We start from the raw sequence: 16349 nt of genomic DNA on the forward strand, positions 1-16349 counted from the left end.
TTGAAAGACGCACGCATTCTGTTTATGGGCACACCTGATTTTGCGGTGCAAAGCCTAGAAGCTTTGATCGGCGCCGGGTATCAGGTAGTTGCTGTCGTTACTCAGCCGGATCGACCTGTCGGACGCAAACAAGTGATGACTCCACCTCCAGTGAAGGAAGCCGCAATGCGCCATGGACTTCCGGTGTATCAACCGGAAAAAATTCGCCAAGCGGACGCGCTCGAAACAATTTTAAGCGAAACGAAGCCAGAGCTTATTGTCACAGCTGCCTACGGACAGATTCTGCCGAAGGAATTGCTGGATGCTCCACGCTTCGGTTGCATTAACGTGCACGCCTCTCTTTTGCCCAAATATAGAGGGGGAGCTCCCATCCATAAGTGTATCGTGGATGGTGAATCTGAGTCAGGGGTTACCATCATGTACATGGTAGAAGCGCTTGACGCAGGCGATATGATTTCCAAAGTCGTCGTGCCTATTGAAGAACGCGACACAGTTGGCACCTTGCACGATAAATTGGCCGAAGCCGGTTCCGCGCTTTTAATCGAAACCTTGCCAAAGCTTTTATCTGGTGAGATTGAAGCACAACCGCAGAACCATGAAAAGGCGACTTTTGCTCCCAATATCAAACGTTCGGATGAGCTGATTAATTGGGCAAAATCGGCCCAAAGCATCTACAACCAGGTTCGCGGGTTGAATCCGTGGCCAGTAGCCTATACCCAATATGAGGGTAAGGTATGGAAAATCTGGTGGGTGGAAAAAATGGCTGTACAGGAAGTTCATGGAGAACCTGGCACGATTATCGCTCGTGAGTCGGACGGACTGATCGTGGCTTGCGGTGAGGGCAGTGTCAAGGTTACAGAGCTTCAACCAGAAGGAAAGAAACGCATGAGCATGGCTGACTTCCTCAAAGGTGCCGGAAGCCAGGTTCAAGTCGGTTCCAAGTTGGGAGATACTACCCAGTGACAAGAACGAAACGAATGGGAGCGCGTGAAATCGCTCTGGAAATTCTAACGCGAATCGATGAAAATCGCTCTTATAGTAATCTGGAGCTGAAGCATGTTTTATCCCAGCACGATTTGGCTTCAGTCGATATCGGGCTGGTTACCGAACTGGTGTATGGAACGATTCAGCGTCGCTATACACTGGATACGGTTATTTCCCGTTTTGTAAAAGGCGGTGCGGCCAAGCTTCAGCCGTGGGTATTGAACCTGCTTCGCCTAAGCTTGTATCAGGTTCGTTACCTGGATCGTGTGCCTGAACGGGCAGCCGTCCATGAAGCGGTTGAGATTGCCAAACAGCGCGGTCATCAAGGAATTGCCTCAATGGTGAATGGGGTTTTACGCAGTGTGATTCGTCAGCCAGACACGTGGGATACACCGCCACAAGGCAATAAAGTGGAGCGGCTTAGCTTCGAGGAATCTCATCCAGCCTGGTTAGTGAAGCGCTGGATCAAGCTCTACGGAGAAGAGGTTACGCGTGCTATCTGTGCTGCCAACAATCGTCCTCCTCACGCATCGGTACGGGTCAATCGCTTGAAAATCGCTCAGGACGAGTTGCTTCAAAAGCTTCGTGAACAGTATCCAGAAGCAGATTTCTCGCAGGTATCGCCAGACGGTTTGATATTGGGCGGACATGCGGCGGGGACAAGCTGGTTTCAGGAAGGCTATCTGTCCATTCAGGATGAGAGTTCCATGCTGGTTGGACCCGCGTTGAACGCCAAGCCGGGTATGCGCGTACTTGATGCTTGTGCCGCGCCGGGAGGGAAGACCACCCATATAGCTGAACTTATGCAAAATCAAGGCGAAATTATCGCATGTGATGTGCATCCGCATAAACGTGATCTGATTGAACAAAATGCCAGCCGGTTAGGCATCGACATCATCAAGACGCTCGTCGCTGATGCGGCTGATTTGCCGGAGCAAGATCTGGGTCAGTTTGATCGTATTTTGTTGGACGCCCCTTGCACGGGTTTTGGTGTGATCCGCCGCAAACCGGATATCAAGTGGAACAAACAGCCGGAAGATATCAAGGAAATCGCGCAGGTTCAACTATCCCTTTTGTCGCAGGTCTCTAAGCTGTTGAAGCCGGGCGGTCTCATGGTGTACAGTACATGTACGATCGATCCCAAAGAAAATCAGGATATGATTATCCGCTTCTGTGAGGAACATCCGGAATTTGAGCTGGATACGACTTTGAAAGCAGATTTGCCGGAGCGCATAAGAGAACAGATGACAGAAACCCATGGATTTGTTCAAATCCTGCCGCATCATTTTGACAGTGATGGCTTCTTCATTTCCCGTATTCGCCGAAAAGGGTAAGTTGCAATTCAAACAAATGGTAGCAGGAAGGAGTGGCATCTCCGCGCAGGCGTTGGCGGAGGTTCACTCCTTTGTTTCATTAATCCAAAAGTTTAAGTGCTTTACATTCGTAAAGCAGTTGAACTTTTTCCTTTCGCGTAAGCCACTCGAAGAAAAGTCTTCGTCCACTGTGAGCTCATTTTAAGCGAAACTAAGCGTAGAGAACGTAGGAAGGAAAAGAGTCGGCATTCTTTACATCAGTGAGAAGCGAAGTGATTTTCTTGTCGACTCCCTTCCGCAGTGAACGAAGCGGACAGTAGTTGCTACAAGCGAGCTTAAACAGAGGGAGCGGGGACGAAGGCTTTTCTAGTTCTTGCGATTCCTTTTCCTTTTGATAGGAAAAGGGTACAATGAGGAATAGTGAACATTTTTCATCAACACTGATGAATAGCCGCAATCAAGTAAAATGAAGGACAAAGGTGAAGCTAACATATGGCGATAGAAACAACGACAGGTTACAAACCGCTGATTTACAGTCTGACACTGGATCAGTTGAAAGACTGGCTGGTTGCAAACAACGAGAAGGCCTTTCGCGCCCAACAAATTTATGATTGGCTGTACGTAAAGCGTGTAGGGTCTTTTGACGAGATGAGCAATCTCTCCAAGGACATGCGCCAAAAGCTGTCCGATCAATTCCGTATGGATGCCATGCAGGAGATTACTCGCCAGGAATCCAAAGATGGAACGATTAAGTTTCTATTTCAACTAATCGATGGACACGCGATTGAAACGGTCATCATGAGACACAACTACGGGAACAGCATTTGCGTGACGACGCAGGTAGGTTGCCGAATTGGCTGTACTTTCTGCGCGTCTACGTTAAGCGGTCTCAAACGAAATTTGGAAGCCGGTGAGATTGTGGCGCAGGTGTTGATGGCGCAAAAGGCTTTGGATCAAGACGAAGAGCGCGCGAGCCATGTCGTCGTGATGGGGATTGGGGAGCCTTTTGAGAATTTTGATAACCTGATTGCTTTCCTTCACATCATCAACGATAACCGTGGTTTGTGTATTGGACAGCGCCACATTACCGTATCCACCAGCGGGATCATCCCGAAAATCTATGAATTCGCAGAGCAGGGAGGCCAAGTCAATCTGGCCATTTCGCTGCATGCGCCGAATACCCAACTTCGTACGAAGCTAATGCCGATCAACAAAGGCTTCCCGTTAGAGAAACTCATGGAAGCCTGCCGCTATTACGTGGCCAAAACTGGTCGTCGCATTACGTTTGAATACGGCTTGTTTGGCGGACAGAATGATCAGCCACAGCATGCGGAAGAGCTGGCGCGACTCATTGGCGATCTGATGTGCCACGTCAATCTGATTCCGGTCAACTATGTTCCTGAGCGAGATTACGTTCGGACGCCAAAAGACGAGATTTTTAATTTCAAACGAATCCTGGATAAACACAAAATCAACGTAACCATACGGCGTGAGCATGGAAGTGATATTGCGGCCGCTTGTGGACAATTACGCGCGCAGCACGCCAAAGAAACAATGGGGTGAGATAGATGGAAATAGCGATGAAGACCCATATCGGTTGTGTTCGTCAGTTGAATGAGGATTACTATGCTTGCACGGTTGATGAGAATGGACACGTCCTGGCAATCGTAGCGGACGGCATGGGAGGACATCAAGCGGGTGATGTAGCGAGCAGAATGGCCGTGGAGCGAATCGTTGAAGAGTTTCGTGAGCCCTCTCTACTACTTACTTCCGAGGATGAAAGAGAGAAGCTGATGAACTCTGTTTTGCAAGCGAATGAAGAAGTATTTCGGTATGCGGAGTCTCATCCAGAATGCAGTGGGATGGGAACGACCGTCGTTGCTTCAATCATGGACACAAAAGGTGGAGCCATTGCCCATATTGGCGACAGCCGAATCTATTTGTACGAAAATGGCGTATTGACTCAGCGAACACAGGATCACACCTTAGTACAGGAATTGGTGCGCAATGGCCAGATTACATTAGAAGAGGCCGCTTTTCATCCGCAGCGCAATGTGATTATGCGAGCGTTGGGAACGGAAGAAACCGTACGGGTCGATCTGGGCGAATTTACCTGGACAAATGGTGACGTATTGCTGCTTTGTTCGGATGGTCTAAGCGGCAAAGTGCCTTCAACCGTCATGGAGAAATGGTTGAAAGAGCCGATCTCTCTGCAAGAGCAGGTAGATGCCTTGGTTCAGTTCGCTTTGGACGCTGGCGGCGAAGACAATATTACTTGTGTGGCTGTTCGCAACATTGCCAAGCCCGTTGATGTCTGTTGGAAAGAGGGGTGAGAAGAATGGAAGGTCAACGTTTAGGTGGACGCTATCAAATTGAGCACAAAGTTGGCGGCGGTGGCATGGCGATTGTCTACAAAGCCAAGGATCTAGTGCTGAACCGTCCAGTTGCCGTTAAAATCTTAAGACCCCAATTTGGTATAGATGAGGATTTTATCAACCGTTTTCGTCGGGAAGCGCAAGCCGTCGCAAGTCTTTCGCATCCCAACATCGTCAGTGTCTACGACGTAGGACAGGACGAAGATACATACTACATGGTGATGGAGTACGTTGATGGTTTGAATCTGAAAGATGTGATTAACCAAGAGGGATCTTTGCCGGTAGAGGAAGCGGTACGAATCGCTAAGCAGGTTTGTGACGCACTGGATCACGCCCATCAAAATCAGATTATTCACCGTGATATTAAGCCACATAATATTTTGATCGGCAGTAATGGACGAGTGAAGGTAACGGATTTTGGGATTGCTCGGGCAGTAACTTCTGCAACGATTACCCATACAGGCTCTGTGCTAGGGTCTGTTCATTACTTTTCACCAGAGCAGGCAAGAGGCGGACTCACGCAAGAGAAATCGGATATTTATTCATTGGGGATTGTCTTGTATGAGATGGTTACAGGTCAACTGCCCTTTTCGGGTGAATCACCGATTTCGGTTGCCTTGAAGCATTTACAGGATCCGCTTCCGCATCCGCGAGATATTAACCCCGATATTCCGCAAAGTGTCGAAAATGTAATTTTGCGAGCATTGGTAAAAGATCCGTTCCTTCGCTATGCTACGGCTCGGGAGATGTTAAAAGATTTGGAGACCTGTCTGTCCAAGGAACGATTGAACGAACCCAAGATCAATTTTCCACAGGATGACGAAGAGACTCGCGTGATTCCAGCGATCACTCCAGAGATGCTCGAGAACTCCAGACAAGATCGGCAGGGGATTTCACGTACACGGAACGGTGAGGAACAGAAAGAAGAGAAAAATCCGCGCAAACTGCTGATCAAGGCGGCCGGTTGGGTCGGGGCTGCTGCACTCTTTATCGTGTTAGCGATCTTCGGGTTTAATTACGCGATGGAGATCTTCCACGTGCCGGAGTATCCGGTTCCGCTGGTGCAGGGCACGAAGCAAGAGATTGCCGAAGCGAAGATTAAGGAGGCCAAGCTGATTCCAAAAGTAGAGACCCGCTATGATACCAAGGTGGAAGAGGGCGTAGTCATCGAACAGAATCCGGCTCCTCCGATGCGGATGAAAGAAAACGGAACGGTCGTCATTGTCGTCAGCAAAGGTCAGCAGGCAATTTCCATGCCGAATTACATTGGCAACAGCCAATCGTCCGTGCAGGAACAACTCAAGCTCCAGAATTTCAAAGACGTCAAGATCATTGAGAAGGAGGACAATAATATCCCAGCCGGACAAATTATTGACCAGGTTCCAGCACCAGGATCGGATATTGTTCCTTCCGATACGGTTGTCCAGTTGTATGTAAGCAAAGGGCAACAGATGAGTAAAATGCCTAAAGTGGTAGGGGAAACCCTCGACCGTGCGAAGTTGTTGTTGTTGCAGGCTGGTTTGACGTACGGTCAGGTGACGAAGCAGCCATCCTACACAGAGACGCGGCCAGATATTGTCATCTCTACACATCCGTACGACGCGAACATGGATGTGCCTGCGGGAACGGCGGTTCCATTGGTTGTGTCAAGCGGTGAATATCCATCCGATGCCAAGATTGGATCTTATCCGGTAACGGTGCAACTCGCCGAAGGGGAAACGGCTGAAATTCGCATTCTGGTGGATGACGCCAGAGGAAACCGACAGGTCGCTTTGCAAGAGGTCGTTTCGCAGCCTCTGACGGAGTACAAGGTTCCACTTGTGCTATCGCCAACGAAGGATGGAACGATTGAGATCGTGAAAAGCACGGACGCTGTGAAGAATCAAACCATCGCCAAATATGCGGTCAAGTATAATAGCAACGATTTACAGTAACAGGTCATGTTCGTTTTTGACACAAAAAACATGGAGGTACATGCATGCCAGAAGGTAGAATCGTGAAAGCACTCAGCGGGTTTTACTATGTAGCTGACCAGGACCGGGTGATTCAATGCCGGGCCCGCGGTTTATTTAAAAAGAAGGATGCCAAAGTAAATCCGCTAGTAGGAGATTGGGTTGTTTACGACGCCATTAACGATTCCGAAGGCTATGTCATGGAGGTGGGTGCTCGGACAACCGAATTAATCCGCCCGCCTATTGCCAACGTGGAGGTTGCCGTCCTGGTCTTTTCAATGAGAAAGCCGGATTTCTCATCCGTCATGCTGGATAAGTTCCTCGTCCATACAGAGAATGCGGGAATTGACGCCATCATCGTCTTGTCCAAAGCAGATCTGGCGGATGAAGAAGAAATAGAACAAATTAAGCGCACCTATCAGCGGATTGGCTACACGGTCATCCCTTCCTCAACGAAACAAGGATATGGATACGATCAGGTGCAGCAGGCGCTGACCAACCGAATCTCTGTATTTGCTGGACAGTCAGGTGTGGGTAAATCTTCACTGATCAATGCCATGTTTCCTGGCGTAAGCCTTATGACAGGCCAAGTGAGCGAGAAGCTGGGACGAGGCAAACATACGACGCGTCATGTCGAGTTAATTCCATTGGAGGATGGGGGATATGTAGCGGATACCCCGGGATTTAGCTCACTCGATTTTATCGGGATTGATGATTTGTCTTTAGCCCAATCATTTCGGGATTTTGAGGAAGTATCGGAACAGTGCAAGTTTCGCGGATGTCTTCATCTTCAAGAACCTGGCTGTGCGGTGAAAACGGGAGTAGAATCCGGCGAGATCGATGCCGGCCGATATGAGAATTACAAGCAGTTTTCTCTTGAACTGAAAGAATATCAACGGAGGAATAAACCATGGTAAAAATCGCACCATCTATCCTATCAGCGGACTTCGCCAAATTAGGAGAAGAGATTCTGGATGTAGAACGTGGGGGAGCCGACTGGATTCACATCGATGTCATGGACGGTCATTTTGTTCCGAACATCACAATTGGCCCGCTGATCGTAGAAGCTGTACGTCCTGTAACCAAGCTCACTCTTGATGTTCATTTGATGATTGAGAATCCAGACCAATATATCCCACAATTCGCCAAAGCTGGCGCTGATATCATTGCAGTCCATCAGGAAGCGTGCCGCCATTTGCACCGCACCATTCACTTGATCAAAGAGCAAGGAGTCAAAGCGGGAGTGGTCCTGAATCCGGCAACTCCACTCATCACCATTGAATCGATTCTTCCTGATCTGGACATGGTGCTTTTGATGACCGTTAACCCGGGCTTTGGAGGGCAGAAGTTCATTCACAGTGTCTTGCCTAAAGTAAAAGAACTTCGTCAAATGCTTGACCAACGTGGCTTATCGCACGTAGAGATTGAGATTGATGGTGGGGTAAACCCAGAGACAGCCAGATTATGCGAGGAAGCGGGAGCAACCGTGTTGGTGGCAGGTTCCGCTGTATTTAACCAGGCAGATCGTGCTCAAGCGATTGCAGCCATTCGCGGTTAATCCAAAATAATATAGGAAAGCGCGTACTCATAGGGGTACGCGCTTTTGTTTTACCCTTTGCTTGCTCCTCTGTTGGTTTCTCATGTCCCGTTGTGGGGATTTATAGTGTCGTAAACAAACGAAGCAACAGCGCAATTCGCGAAGGGATCGCATCGACAACGATATGTTCATGGGAAGCGTGTGCGCCATCTCCTACCGGCCCTAAGCCATCCAGCACACTAGCTCCTACGGAAGCGGCGATATTTCCGTCGCTTGTTCCGCCAACTCCAATTTCTCCAAGCTTGAAACCTTCCAATCGGGCTTGCTCCGACGCGATCTCGAACAATTTGGCGGTTCCCTCTGTTCGCTCCATTGGCGTCTTGTTGATTCCGCCTACCACTTCCAGGCGAGCAAGCGGGTGGACCGGTTGCAAGGCGGCCATCCGTGACTCGATCGCTTCTTTTTCGGACAATTTTTGTATTCTCACGTCAATGATGGCCTCGGCAAACTCAGGAACAACGTTGGATGCGGTTCCTCCTGAGATTTTGCCCACCGAGAGGGTAGTGCCCAACTCATAGTTCGTCCAGGATTGGATCGTGAGGATGTGTCGTGACAACTCTTCAATGGCGTTCACACCGCTGGCATGATCGTTACCGGCGTGTACGGCGCGGCCATAGGCACGCAGCGTAAACTCACCGCCGCCTTTTCGGCTTGTTTTTAACAACCCATTCCCGTAAGCGGGTTCGATGACAAGAACGGCGGCACTTTTAGCCGCTTCTACTTTAATTAATTCGTGGGAGGAGGGACTTCCGACTTCTTCATCCGTATTCCACAAGAAAACGAGTTTTTTATTGAGGGTCAATTTTTCATCAATAATCGCTTTCAGGGCATAATAACTAAACACAATTCCTGATTTCATATCAAAAATTCCCGGCCCGTACAGCTTTCCGTCCTCTAGTCGCCACGGTTCTTTATGTATGGTTCCGATCTCCTTGACCGTATCAAAATGGCCGAGGATCAGAATCTGTTCATCTCCTCGTCCATACTCGATGCGAAGCTGATTGCCGTATACGGGCTGAGAAATGGTTTCCACTGTGCAACCAAGTTGAAGGAAACGCTGGCGGATCAAGTCTCCCAGTTCATCTACAGCCTGCTTGTTATGGGTGGGAGATTCCATTTCCACATAAGTATGCAGCTCGTTGATCATTTCGTCTAATTTATCGGCAAAATAAGATGTCCAATTCGATAACATTTTGGATACCTCCTGTTTACTTTGTTCCATTTTATCTTCTTACAAGATGTAACAGTTTGCAAAACATTTGTGATACGAAGAGTAGATGTAATATTCGCAAAAGAAAGAATTTGTTTAATCGAGTCGAAAAAGGTTGAAATAGTTTATGAAATGATTAAAATAATCATTGTGATGAATAATTATAAATAATCATCGGAAACGGAATCCTTGTTGTTCCTTCGTTATTATCCTATCGGTTGTTTATCTAAATGTATTCCTATTCACTACTTAATTTACAGGAGGCTACTAACATGAAAAAAATGAAATCGTTCGTAACGCTAGCGCTCACCTCTGTATTGGCAGTTTCTGTACTTGCAGGCTGTGGAACCGCTAGTCAGAATAAAGATCAAGCTGGTCAAGGACAAGCATCCGCGCCAGCTCAAAAGATTGTGATGGCAACTTCTGCGGACTATCCTCCGTATGAATTCCACGATACATCAAGCGGAAATGATGAGATTAAAGGCTTCGACGTAGACATTGCCAATTACATCGCCAAAGAAACGGGTTATCAGCTTGAAGTCAAGGATTCTGACTTCAATGGTTTGATCCCGGCACTTCAAGCCAAACGCGTGGATTTCGTTATGGCAGGGATGACTCCAACGGATGAGCGCAAGAAAAATGTGGACTTTTCCGAGATCTACTATGAAGCGAAGAATTCAATCGTTGCGCCAAAAGGCAGTAATTTAAAAACACCGGAAAGCTTGGCAGGCAAAAAAGTAGGCGTACAGCTTGGCTCCATTCAAGAGGGCGACGCGAAGGAAATGGCTAAGAAAGTTCAAGGAATGCAAATCGTACCGCTTAATAAAATTGGCGATATCGTTCAAGAACTGAAATCCCACCGTATTGACGCGGCGATCATTGAAGATACTGTTGCCAAAGGCTATTCAACTTCTAACCCTGACATTGAGTTCAACACACTTCCAAGCGCAGGGGGGAATGGCTCGGCGGTCGCTTTCCCGAAAGGCTCTACTCATGTAGAAGAATTTAACAAAGCGATCAAAAAGCTGAAAGATTCCGGAGAGCTGGATAAACTGATCAAAAAATGGTTCGAAAAACAATAATAACGTAACGTGAGGTGGATGTAGGGCATGGATTTGGACTTTTCACGAATCGTGCCCTCTATCCCTTTTATACTTCAAGGGATATTGGTCACGCTTCAATTCACTTTTCTCTCCTTAATCATTGGTTTTGTACTGGGAACAATTCTTACCTTGTTTAAGATTTCTCCCATTCGTCCATTAAAATGGTTTGCTGTTGTGTATACATCGATTTTTCGTGGTACGCCGCTCATCTTGCAATTATCACTGATTTATTATGCAACGCCGCAGTTAACCCATTACGATATTCCTGCGCTTACTGCCGGAGTGATCGCGTTTAGCTTGAATTCAGCGGCATATATCTCGGAGACCATTCGTGGCGGGATTATGGCTGTGGATAAGGGACAGCGTGAAGCGGCGATGGCGTTGGGCGTTCCATACAGACGGATGATGATCGATATTATTTTTCCGCAGGCGTTCAAGAACATTTTGCCTGCGCTGGTGAATGAGAGTATCGCATTGCTGAAAGAATCCGCGCTTGTGTCGACGATCAGTGTCATGGATATCATGCGTCGCGCTGACGTGGTTCGCGCCGAGAAGTTTATCTACTTCGAGCCCTATTTGTTCGCTGGCTTGCTCTACTATTGTATGGTTATGGTATTGACTGGAGCGGCCAAGGCTTTGGAAAGGAGGATGCGCCGCAGTGATTAAAGTTGAGGGTTTACACAAGTCTTTCGGGAAGCTGGATGTGTTGAAAGACATCTCCCTTGAAATCAACAAAGGTGATGTCGTAGCCATCATCGGTCCGTCCGGGTCGGGGAAATCAACCTTCTTGCGTTGCATGAACCTCCTGGAAGTTCCAACACAAGGGCACATCTATATTGAAGGGGCAGATATTACAGCGCCCAAAACTGATATTATGAGCATCCGCCAGAAGATCGGGATGGTGTTCCAACATTTTCATCTGTTTCCGCATATGACGGTTTTAGAAAATATCACGTACGCCCCGACCAAGGTAAAAAACATCTCCAAGGATGTTGCCCGCCAGAAGGGGATGGATTTGCTTAAGCGTGTCGGTCTCTCTGACAAGGCAGACGTGTATCCGAATCGATTATCTGGTGGACAGAAACAGCGTGTGGCGATTGCCCGTTCGCTTGCGATGGAACCGGAAATCATGCTGTTTGACGAACCGACCTCCGCACTTGACCCAGAGATGGTCAAAGAGGTGTTGGAAGTTATGAAGTCTTTGGCGCATACCGGGATTACCATGGCGATTGTAACTCATGAGATGGGCTTCGCCCGTGAAGTTGCGGATCGTATCTGCTTTTTGGACGAGGGACGACTGGTGGAAGATGCTTCTCCACAGGAGTTTTTTACGAATCCACGCAGCGAGAGAGCTAGACAATTTCTTGAGAAAATGTTATAAGAAGAACGTAACGAAGCCGCTTGGGTCATACCAGCGGCTTTTTTGGTAGATAAGTGCAACTACGACTCTGCTCTCGCCAAAGGCTTAGGCATAGCCGAGTTTTCTAACTAACAGGAAAGGTGGTATCTAGATGCTCATTCGCAACCTGCGTGAAGCTGATTTTCAAGCCGTCACTTCTGTCCTTAACGACTGGTGGGGCGGCAGACAGATGGCTCACCTGCTGCCTAGATTGTTCTTCGTGCATTTTTCCAATACAAGCTTTGTGATCGAGGAGAATGGTCAGTTGATTGGATTTTTATGCGGTTTCATTTCGCAGAGTCATCCGCGTGAAGCGTATATCCATTTTGTCGGAGTCCATCCCGCACATAGAGAGAAGAAGCTGGGCAGACAATTATACGAGAAGTTCTTCTCCACAGTCAGCCAGAGCGGTTGTGACACGGTACGCTGTATAACCTCACCTGTTAATAAAGGCTCGATCGCGTTCCATACCCAAATGGGCTTTGACAAAGAAGCGGGAGATCAAATGGTGGATGGCGTCTCATTTGCTTCCGATTATGATGGTAAATCGAATGACAGGGTCTTATTTGTAAAAAAACTATAAAAGAGGAATGTCTTCATGAATCAAACAAAACCGATTATACATATAGCAACAGGCGGCAATCTGGATGTGCTTCCTCGTCTGGCCGAAGGGGATATTGTGATAGGCGTAGACGGTGGCGCAATCGGACTTTTGGAAGCGGGAATTGTTCCTGACATAGCGCTGGGTGATTTTGATACGATTAAGGAAGTGGGGATCAAGCGTCTCTTGGAGGCAGGTGTCGCAATGGAACAATTTCCTGCACAAAAAGACCTGACTGATACCGAGATTGCCCTGCAGAAGGCGCTGGAGCTTGCTCCTTCCGCTATTTATCTCTATGGAGCGATGGGAAGTCGAATGGATCATACGCTTGCGAATCTGCAGCTTTTATATACCGCTCATCAGGCCGGGGTGTGGATGCAGCTGGAGAGCAAGCGCAACCGGGTCATGCTGTTGTCCGAGCGCTTCCCAAGCTTGAAGATCGCACTAGATGACTACCGCTTCATGTCTCTTCTGCCGCTCACCTTGGAGGTAACAGGAATTCACCTGGAGGGGTTTCGCTATCCGCTCCACGACGCGACGATCAAGATGGGGATGGCGATCGGCGTAAGTAATGAACTACAGACTCCGACCGGAACGATCACGATTGGACAAGGCAGCTTATACGTGATGTGTACCAATGATTAAGAAATAGTACACAAAAACCCATTGGGTGCATATAGATATCAGGTAGACGCAATCATAATCCATCTGAAATTTTTTACTTTCCTAGGCATGCTAGACACATGTTTGACCCTGAATGGAATAAGATGTACTAAATGCGTTCGGATTACGCCCTAGGGGAGGTGCCTTGAAAATGGGATTTCGGCTATTTTTCACACGACAGGGAAACGCCTTAAGACGCATTCTGGGCGTGATTCTTGCTGTCTTAGGGGTTTCCATTCTGTTTGGCACGGCACCTCCGTGGGTGTGGTATGCCGTCTTGGGAATTGGATTAATGGGGGCTGGTTGGTTTCTGTTTAGATTGAAGTAATTCCGGTAAGGAGGGGTCAAAATGCGTTTTTATACAATTAAGCTACCAAAATTCCTCGGCGGAATGATCCGGGGACTGATCGAGGCGTTTAATAAGAAAAAGTAGGAAAAGACTTGGACGAAGTCTTTTCCTATAGGGCTCGCGTGAATGGATAAGTTTAATTACTTTACCAATGTAAAGTAATTAAACTTTCCTTATTTTATATAAAAAAAAGCACCTGAAATGGTGCTTTTTTTCGCATCCTATAAATAAGGAAAAACTAAACGCGAGTTACAAGACCGGATTTCAATGCCTTAGTGCTAACATAAACGCGTTTTGGTTTACCATCTACAAGGATTCGCACTTTTTGTACGTTAACACCCCAAGTACGGCGAGATGCGCGCATGGAGTGGGAGCGTGCGTTACCAGCTTTAGCGGATTTACCAGTTACAAAGCATTTGCGAGACATGAATTTCCACCTCCCTTGAAGCAAGTGAAACGAGTATGCTCTCATTAAAAGAGCAGTACAGACACTTGAACTATAGTAGCATGAAGTTCTGTCAATTGCAACACTTGACAGCCAATTGTTAGTCAAAATTCTTGGCATTTTCTACTGTTGGTGGTGACATATAGGCGAAAAACCTTCACATCGCTTCTAATTTCAAGTAGAATTGGTGAAAGTAGTACCAAATCATAACGGTAGAAGCCGTTACGAAGGAGGAGTCCTTGCATGACAGTGGAAATGAATACGCCGTTGGGAAAAATAGATGTATCCGAAGAAGTAATCGCCCGGATCGCAGGTGGCGCGGCAATGGAAGTTTTCGGTCTAGTCGGCATGGCCTCGCGCAAAGCTTTTAAAGACGGCATTGCTGAAATGCTAAAATTGGACAACTTGAGTAAGGGTGTTGTCGTCCATAATCTTGATGGCGAGGTAAGCCTCGATATGCATATCATTGTCAGCTATGGAACCAAGATCTCTGAGGTGGCTGGAAATGTTCAACGTCGTGTGCGTTATACGCTTGAACAGATGGTAGGAATCGATGTACCAGCGATTAACATCTTTATCCAAGGGGTTCGTACAGATCGGGAATTATAAGGAGGAAGCTGAGTGATACATAAGCGACTCGATGGCGAGCTATTCAGCCAAATGGTTTACCTTGGAGCCAGCAATTTACATAAGAATGTGAAGGTAGTCGACGCCTTGAACGTTTTTCCGGTGCCGGATGGCGACACAGGTACCAATATGAATCTAACGTTTACATCAGGTGTAGATGAGTTGTCTCGCAAGGAATCTCCAATGATTGGCGAATCAGCTGCTGCTTTGGCCAAGGGTCTTCTCATGGGAGCCCGCGGCAACTCTGGCGTTATTCTTTCTCAATTGTTCCGTGGGTTCAGTAAATCCGTGACCGGGAAAGACTCTATTAATGCTCGTCAGTTTGCCGAAGCGCTCAAGCTTGGAGTGGATACCGCATATCAGGCGGTCATGAAGCCGGTAGAAGGAACGATTCTGACGGTAGCTCGCGAAGCTGCGGAGATGGCTCTCAAAGCCTCCCGCACCATTGATGACATTACGCTCCTGATGGAGAAAACTCTGGAATATGCCCAAATCAGTTTAAACCGCACGCCTGAACTACTTCCTGTATTAAAGGAAGTGGGCGTAGTTGACTCCGGCGGACAAGGTTTGGTATTCATCTATGAAGGGTTCATGAGAGCTCTGCGCGGGGAATCAATGGAGACGATGCAACAAGCGACAGTTGCGTCAGTCAAGGATTATGATCTGGATCAATTGGTGGACGAGCATCATAATGCCCAGGTGCACATGAAAACAGAGGATATTCACTTTGGCTACTGCACCGAATTCATGGTTTGGCTACAACACAGCACGGAGCCGGACAAGAAACCATTTATCGAATCTATATTCCGCAATCAGCTTGATAAAATGGGAGATTCTCTCTTGGTCGTATCGGACGAAGAGATTGTAAAAGTACATATTCATGCTGAAAATCCAGGTCAGGTGTTGAACTATGCCCAACAGTTTGGGAGTCTTCACCGCTTGAAAATCGAGAATATGCGGGAGCAGCACAGCACCATCCTGCAAAAAGAAGAAGAGCGCAAGACACAGGCCCATTCGACGGCTGCGGCGGTTCAGGAGAAAAAACTGCCGTACGGACTGATTGCTGTGGCAGCTGGAAGCGGAATAGCGGACATGTTTAAAAGCATGGGCGTGCACATCGTGGTTGAGGGTGGCCAAACCATGAATCCAAGCACGGAAGATTTCATGCGGGCCATTACAGAATTGAACGCGGAGAACGTCATCATCTTGCCAAACAACAGCAATATTATCATGGCGTCCAAGCAGGCGGCGGAATTGGCGGAGATCCCTGTTGCTGTCATCCCAACCAAGAGCGTTCCACAAGGGATGGCTGCTTTAGTAGCTTTCAATGGTTCAAGTGAGATCGAAAAAAATCTGCAAACGATGACAGAGGCTGCAAGCGCTGTCAAAACGGGGCTCGTTACCTTTGCGGTTCGTGATACCCAGATGGGCGAGGTCGACATTAAGCAGGATGATTTCATTGGCATAGCGGACGGGACGATTGTCGTCTCTTTGCCGGATATGATGGAGAGTGCCGAGGGTCTGTTGCATAAGCTGATTGATGAGGAGACGGGACTTGTCACCATCATTCACGGCGAAGGTGCCACCGAGGAACAAGTCTCTCAATTGGAAAATATGCTGGAGGAGTCCTACCCCGATGTAGAAGTGGAAGTATACAACGGGAAGCAGCCTCTCTATCCATTTATTTTTGCGGTAGAATAGTTCATCCTTTATTTGGAAGGGGGGATATGA

At 47.7% G+C, this 16349-nt stretch carries 18 protein-coding genes; 16 read left to right on the forward strand and 2 right to left on the reverse strand.

Going from position 1 to position 16349, the window contains the following annotated elements:
* The 7 genes from fmt to rpe all read left to right on the forward strand — a co-directional run bounded on the left by fmt (position 1) and on the right by rpe (position 8182).
* Positions 1-963, forward strand: a complete 963-nt coding sequence (fmt, locus tag ACQCN2_RS08990) for a methionyl-tRNA formyltransferase (RefSeq protein WP_426928551.1) — start codon at positions 1-3, stop codon at positions 961-963.
* A 14-nt stretch (positions 964-977) separates the two neighbouring features.
* A complete protein-coding gene (gene rsmB, locus ACQCN2_RS08995) occupies positions 978-2318 on the forward strand; it encodes a 16S rRNA (cytosine(967)-C(5))-methyltransferase RsmB (RefSeq protein WP_426928669.1) in 1341 nt (446 codons plus the stop codon).
* Between the two features lie 471 nt (positions 2319-2789).
* On the forward strand, positions 2790-3860 hold the full coding sequence (gene rlmN / locus ACQCN2_RS09000; protein WP_426928552.1) for a dual-specificity RNA methyltransferase RlmN: 1071 nt from the start codon (positions 2790-2792) through the stop codon (positions 3858-3860).
* A gap of 5 nt (positions 3861-3865) precedes the next feature.
* The gene (locus ACQCN2_RS09005; protein WP_426928553.1) at positions 3866-4630 is read left to right on the forward strand and encodes a Stp1/IreP family PP2C-type Ser/Thr phosphatase; all 765 of its coding nucleotides are present in this window, start codon (positions 3866-3868) and stop codon (positions 4628-4630) included.
* A gap of 5 nt (positions 4631-4635) precedes the next feature.
* Positions 4636-6606: a Stk1 family PASTA domain-containing Ser/Thr kinase gene (gene pknB, locus ACQCN2_RS09010; RefSeq protein WP_426928554.1), complete on the forward strand. Its 1971-nt coding sequence runs from the start codon at positions 4636-4638 to the stop codon at positions 6604-6606.
* Positions 6607-6650: 44 nt separating this feature from the next.
* Positions 6651-7541 carry a ribosome small subunit-dependent GTPase A gene (gene rsgA / locus ACQCN2_RS09015; RefSeq protein ID WP_426928555.1) on the forward strand — a complete coding sequence of 297 codons (891 nt, stop codon included), beginning with the start codon at positions 6651-6653 and terminating at the stop codon, positions 7539-7541.
* Complete coding sequence (gene rpe, locus ACQCN2_RS09020; RefSeq protein WP_426928556.1) at positions 7535-8182, forward strand: ribulose-phosphate 3-epimerase; 648 nt, start codon at positions 7535-7537, stop codon at positions 8180-8182. Before rsgA ends, rpe begins: the two co-directional genes overlap by 7 nt.
* A 100-nt stretch (positions 8183-8282) precedes the next feature.
* Here the strand turns inward: rpe and ACQCN2_RS09025 are convergent, their stop codons facing one another.
* Positions 8283-9413 (reverse strand): M20 family metallopeptidase, encoded by a 1131-nt coding sequence (locus ACQCN2_RS09025; protein WP_426928557.1) that lies wholly within the window; start codon positions 9411-9413, stop codon positions 8283-8285.
* Positions 9414-9703: 290 nt separating this feature from the next.
* On the opposite strand from ACQCN2_RS09025, the gene ACQCN2_RS09030 reads away from it, so the two are divergent.
* The 7 genes from ACQCN2_RS09030 to spoVM all read left to right on the forward strand — a co-directional run bounded on the left by ACQCN2_RS09030 (position 9704) and on the right by spoVM (position 13630).
* A complete protein-coding gene (locus tag ACQCN2_RS09030) occupies positions 9704-10513 on the forward strand; it encodes a transporter substrate-binding domain-containing protein (protein ID WP_426928558.1) in 810 nt (269 codons plus the stop codon).
* A 27-nt stretch (positions 10514-10540) separates the two neighbouring features.
* A complete protein-coding gene (locus tag ACQCN2_RS09035; RefSeq protein WP_426928559.1) occupies positions 10541-11200 on the forward strand; it encodes an amino acid ABC transporter permease in 660 nt (219 codons plus the stop codon).
* A complete protein-coding gene (locus ACQCN2_RS09040; protein WP_426928560.1) occupies positions 11193-11915 on the forward strand; it encodes an amino acid ABC transporter ATP-binding protein in 723 nt (240 codons plus the stop codon). The genes ACQCN2_RS09035 and ACQCN2_RS09040 overlap by 8 nt, the downstream gene beginning before the upstream one ends.
* 130 nt (positions 11916-12045) lie before the next feature.
* Positions 12046-12516 carry a GNAT family N-acetyltransferase gene (locus ACQCN2_RS09045; RefSeq protein ID WP_426928561.1) on the forward strand — a complete coding sequence of 157 codons (471 nt, stop codon included), beginning with the start codon at positions 12046-12048 and terminating at the stop codon, positions 12514-12516.
* 15 nt (positions 12517-12531) lie between these two features.
* Positions 12532-13179 carry a thiamine diphosphokinase gene (locus ACQCN2_RS09050; protein WP_426928562.1) on the forward strand — a complete coding sequence of 216 codons (648 nt, stop codon included), beginning with the start codon at positions 12532-12534 and terminating at the stop codon, positions 13177-13179.
* A gap of 169 nt (positions 13180-13348) precedes the next feature.
* Positions 13349-13525: a hypothetical protein gene (locus tag ACQCN2_RS09055; protein ID WP_426928563.1), complete on the forward strand. Its 177-nt coding sequence runs from the start codon at positions 13349-13351 to the stop codon at positions 13523-13525.
* A gap of 21 nt (positions 13526-13546) precedes the next feature.
* Positions 13547-13630 (forward strand): stage V sporulation protein SpoVM, encoded by an 84-nt coding sequence (gene spoVM / locus ACQCN2_RS09060; RefSeq protein WP_426928670.1) that lies wholly within the window; start codon positions 13547-13549, stop codon positions 13628-13630.
* A 154-nt stretch (positions 13631-13784) separates the two neighbouring features.
* Here spoVM and rpmB read toward each other — a convergent pair whose 3' ends face one another.
* Positions 13785-13973: a 50S ribosomal protein L28 gene (rpmB, locus tag ACQCN2_RS09065; protein ID WP_426928564.1), complete on the reverse strand. Its 189-nt coding sequence runs from the start codon at positions 13971-13973 to the stop codon at positions 13785-13787.
* A gap of 261 nt (positions 13974-14234) precedes the next feature.
* Here rpmB and ACQCN2_RS09070 point away from each other — a divergent pair, with 261 nt between their 5' ends.
* Together ACQCN2_RS09070 and ACQCN2_RS09075 are read left to right on the forward strand one after the other, a co-directional pair.
* Complete coding sequence (locus ACQCN2_RS09070) at positions 14235-14600, forward strand: Asp23/Gls24 family envelope stress response protein (protein WP_426928565.1); 366 nt, start codon at positions 14235-14237, stop codon at positions 14598-14600.
* Positions 14601-14612: 12 nt separating this feature from the next.
* Positions 14613-16319, forward strand: coding sequence for a DAK2 domain-containing protein (locus tag ACQCN2_RS09075; protein ID WP_426928566.1), 1707 nt, complete (start codon positions 14613-14615; stop codon positions 16317-16319).
* Positions 16320-16349: the final 30 nt, after the last annotated feature.

Source organism: Brevibacillus ginsengisoli, from assembly GCF_050113715.1.
GTDB lineage: Bacteria > Bacillota > Bacilli > Brevibacillales > Brevibacillaceae > Brevibacillus_H > Brevibacillus_H ginsengisoli.